We start from the raw sequence: 3,848 nt of genomic DNA, 5'->3' as shown, positions 1-3,848 counted from the left end.
GGCTGGCCGGACGTGATCTGCCCCCACTCCGCCGCGGTCAGGGGATCGGGTTGCCGAGGCCTGGACGGGTCGGATCGTCGTCAGGCGTGCCAGGGTCCTGCACGTCTGGCCCCGTGCCCGGGCGCCTGGATGGCTCGCCGGGTACGCCCTGGACGTCCGGGTTATCGGTAACGAAGTCAGGGGACTGACTCGGATTCTGGCCCTGCCCGGGTACGGGCTGTCGATCGTGGGGTCGGTCGAGCGGGTCGATACTCATGGAACACCTCCGGTCGAGCCCTTGGTGGCTCACTACCTTTGAGGTGACGCCTGCGTGTTGGTGCGGGCCGTGTGTCGCCCGGCCCGGGGATGGCAATGGCCGTGTGCCGGATCGATACGGAGGCCCGGTTCGCGTTCGAGAGCGGCGCCCCGACCGCGAGCTTTTCAGCGGCCGGCACACCGCAACCGGTACCGATCCATGGGCGAGCGATCCCGCTCCGCGCGCAGCCTTGCCTCATTTCCCGGCACTGTCCACGAACCGCGCCAGGTCGCGGTTGAATCGCTCGGCCTCCTCCACGAAGGGCGCGTGTCCGGAGCCTGCATACAGAAGGCCGCTGGCGCGCGGGTTCAGCTGCCACGCGCGTGCCATGGCAGGTTCCGGGTGGATCAGCGCGTCGCGTGCGCCATAGAGCAGCAGCACCGGCACCCGCACATTGCCCAGCCCCCGGGCGGCGTCGATGCTCATGGACTGAACGGCACGCTGCATGTCCCAGGACGCCATCGCCGCGTTGGCGAGCAGCAGCTCGAAGGTGCGCTCGTCAGGCTGGGTGTCGAAGCAGAGCCGCAAGAACTCGCGCACGGTTTGAAGGTGAATCTGCAGGTCCGCCGAATTCAGGTCCCGGTAGAGCTCGGGGTGCGCCACGATCTGCTCGGGGCTGAGCTCGATCACCGCGTTGACGTAGACCGCGCCGGCGATGTCGGCATCGCCATGCCGGGCCAGGTAGTTGGAGATCACCGCACCGCCCAGCGACCACCCCACCAGCACCGGTCGCCTGGCCTGGGTTGCGCGGATCACCGTGGCCAGGTCATCGGCCCAGCGGCTGCCCTCTGCGTAGGCCTGGGCGTCGGCGGGCTTGCCGGACAGACCGTGACCACGCAGGTCGTAGGTGATCAACCGGTAGCGTTGCAACAGCGGGCTGTCGATCTGGGCATTCCAGTTCAGGCGGCTGCCCAACAGGCCATGGACGAACACGATGGCGGGGCCGTCAGGGTTTCCGGCTTCCTGCACCGCCAACGGGACACCGTCTGGCGCGGTGACGGTATAGCGCCTGGGTTCGCTGTCGGCCAGCGCCTGGGTCGCCAGCAGGATGGCTGAAACCAGCAGGGCGCAGAGGTAACGCAGGGTAGGTCTGGGCACGATGTTGCTCCTGACAAGGGTGGAGCCTAAGCTTCAACCCTCACACTAATGTGAGAGTCAAGCCGCCAACGCGCGCCTTCCCACCACTCGCCAGGCACGACCGCCATGAGCAGAACGACCCTCGGTATCGGCGAACTCGCGCGCCGGACCGGCGCCAGCGTCCGTTCCATCCGTCACTACGACGAGCACGGCCTGCTCGCGTCCACACGCAGCGAGAACGGTTATCGCGCCTTCGCCGAACTGGCCGTCACGCAGGTCAGGCAGATCCAGCGGCTGATCGCCTCGGGCTTCAGCCTGGCGCAGATACGCAGCTTCCCCGACTGCATGCTGATGATTGAAGGGGCCGCCGTCTGCGAGCAGACCTCCGTCGCCCAGCGGGAGCGGCTAGAGTCCATCGAGCGGCAGATCGCCGAGCTCGAGCGCCGGCGGGCGCGGTTGCTGAAGATGCTGTCCGAAGGCGTGGTGCCGCCGCTCGATCGATGACGCCGCGCCAAACGCATCCACGAGGAGGAGCATGCATGGACCGATTCACCGGCGGCTGCCTGTGCGGCAACGTCCGCATCGAGGCCACGGGGCGTCCCTACCGGGTCGGCCTGTGCCACTGCCTGGATTGCCGCAAGCACCATGGCGCGCTGTTCTACGCCGCCGCGATATTCCCCGAGCACGCGGTGACGATCGAGGGCCAGACGCGCGACTACGCCGGGCGCTTCTTCTGCCCCCGCTGTGGCTCGTCGGTGTTCGCCCGCAGCGCCGATGAAATCGAAGTGAACCTGGGGTGCCTGGACGCGCCCGACCAGCTCACGCCCAGTTACGAATGCTGGACGGTCCGGCGCGAGGCCTGGCTGCCACCCTTTCCGCTGGCGAGACGATATGCGCACGACCGCGAGGGCACGGAGCGCTTCGAGGAGTAGCCCCCCACGAAGTGATCGGGATATCGCCGGGCTGCAGCGGCCCGTGCGCCGGGTATACTCACCGCCGAGGACGACCTCACCCCAGCGCGGGACATTCTTCCGGGACGGCCCGGTTCTTTACGGAGGACCGTTCATGGCTTGGCTGTACCTGATCCTGGCGGGCGCCCTGGAGGTGGTCTGGGCGTTTTCGATGAAGCAGTCCGAGGGCTTCACCCGGCTGACACCCACCCTCGTTACCCTCGCCACGATGGCGGCCAGCTTCGCGCTGCTGTCGATTTCCATGAAAACGCTGCCGCTCGGCACCGCCTATACGATCTGGACGGGCATCGGCGCCGTTGGCGCGTTCATCGTCGGCATCACCGTGCTGGGCGAGCCGGCCAGCGGGATGCGGATGCTCGCCGCGGCATTGATCGTCAGCGGCCTGGTGCTAATGAAGCTGTCTTCGAGCTGACCCTTTCGCAAGGGAAGCGTCAAACGTTGTCTTCGCGCCTGCGTACGCGCAGGCTTCACCCATCGGTCGGGCGCCCGGCGACCCCGCACCTTCTGCATGGGCGCCGACCTGTTTCGCCTCTCGACTAGGAGATCGCCATGAGTGACAACACCGCGTACGTGCCGCCGAAGGTCTGGACCGATGCCGCGCCCTCGGGTGGCACTTTCGCCAACATCAACCGCCCCACCGCCGGCGCGCGCGTCGAAAAGGCGCTGCCGGTGGGCAAGCATCCGCTGCAGCTCTACTCGCTGGCCACGCCCAACGGGGTGAAAGTCACCATCATGCTCGAAGAGCTGCTCGCCCTCGGCCACGCCGGCGCCGAGTACGACGCCTGGCTGATCCGCATCGGCGAGGGGGACCAGTTCACCAGCGGCTTCGTCGAGATCAACCCCAACTCCAAGATCCCGGCACTGGTGGACCACAGCGGCGAAACGCCGCTGCGGGTGTTCGAGTCCGGCTCGATCCTCGTGCATCTGGCGGAGAAGTTCGGCGCCTTCCTGCCGAGCGCTGGCCCGGCACGTACCGAAACGCTGAACTGGCTGTTCTGGCAGATGGGCTCGGCGCCCTTCGTCGGGGGCGGCTTCGGGCATTTCTACGCCTACGCGCCGGAGAAGCTCGAGTATCCGATCAACCGTTATGCGATGGAGACCAAGCGTCAGCTCGACGTGCTGGACCGCGCGCTCGCCGAGCGGCGCTATATCGCGGGCGATGAATACAGCATCGCCGACATGGCGATCTGGCCCTGGTACGGCGTGCTGGCCCTCGGCGAGCTGTACCAGGCGGGGGAATTCCTCTCGGTGCAGGAATATCGGCATGTGCAGCGCTGGGCCGCCGAGATCGCCAAGCGGCCGGCGGTGATCCGGGGCCGCAAGGTCAACCGCACCTGGGGCGACGAAGCCGATCAGGTCCCCGAGCGCCACGACGCCTCGGACCTGGACTGACCGCCGCGGGCCGAACGCATTCGCATCGGTCCCCGCATGATGGCTACCCGTCCCGCCCCTCTTCCCCCGGGTCGAGGGGCGGGACGGGTAGCCATCATGCGGGGACCGATGCG

At 67.7% G+C, this 3,848-nt stretch carries 5 protein-coding genes; 4 read left to right on the top strand and 1 reads right to left on the bottom strand.

Annotated elements, in window-relative coordinates:
- Window positions 1-490 precede the first annotated feature (490 nt).
- A complete protein-coding gene (locus tag DN824_RS22270) occupies window positions 491-1,393 on the bottom strand; it encodes an alpha/beta fold hydrolase (protein ID WP_138410499.1) in 903 nt (300 codons plus the stop codon).
- A gap of 105 nt (window positions 1,394-1,498) precedes the next feature.
- Between DN824_RS22270 and DN824_RS22265 the strand changes: the two genes are divergently transcribed.
- The 4 genes from DN824_RS22265 to yghU all read left to right on the top strand — a co-directional run bounded on the left by DN824_RS22265 (window position 1,499) and on the right by yghU (window position 3,735).
- Window positions 1,499-1,876: a MerR family transcriptional regulator gene (locus DN824_RS22265; RefSeq protein WP_138410498.1), complete on the top strand. Its 378-nt coding sequence runs from the start codon at window positions 1,499-1,501 to the stop codon at window positions 1,874-1,876.
- Window positions 1,877-1,911: 35 nt separating this feature from the next.
- Complete coding sequence (locus tag DN824_RS22260; RefSeq protein ID WP_138410497.1) at window positions 1,912-2,304, top strand: GFA family protein; 393 nt, start codon at window positions 1,912-1,914, stop codon at window positions 2,302-2,304.
- Window positions 2,305-2,437: 133 nt separating this feature from the next.
- On the top strand, window positions 2,438-2,755 hold the full coding sequence (locus DN824_RS22255) for a DMT family transporter (protein ID WP_138410496.1): 318 nt from the start codon (window positions 2,438-2,440) through the stop codon (window positions 2,753-2,755).
- Between the two features lie 137 nt (window positions 2,756-2,892).
- Complete coding sequence (gene yghU / locus DN824_RS22250) at window positions 2,893-3,735, top strand: glutathione-dependent disulfide-bond oxidoreductase (RefSeq protein ID WP_138410495.1); 843 nt, start codon at window positions 2,893-2,895, stop codon at window positions 3,733-3,735.
- Window positions 3,736-3,848: the final 113 nt, after the last annotated feature.

Origin of the sequence: Stutzerimonas nosocomialis, from assembly GCF_005876855.1 — a bacterium.
Taxonomy (GTDB): domain Bacteria; phylum Pseudomonadota; class Gammaproteobacteria; order Pseudomonadales; family Pseudomonadaceae; genus Stutzerimonas; species Stutzerimonas nosocomialis.
This window is presented reverse-complemented; position numbering and strand designations above follow the sequence as displayed.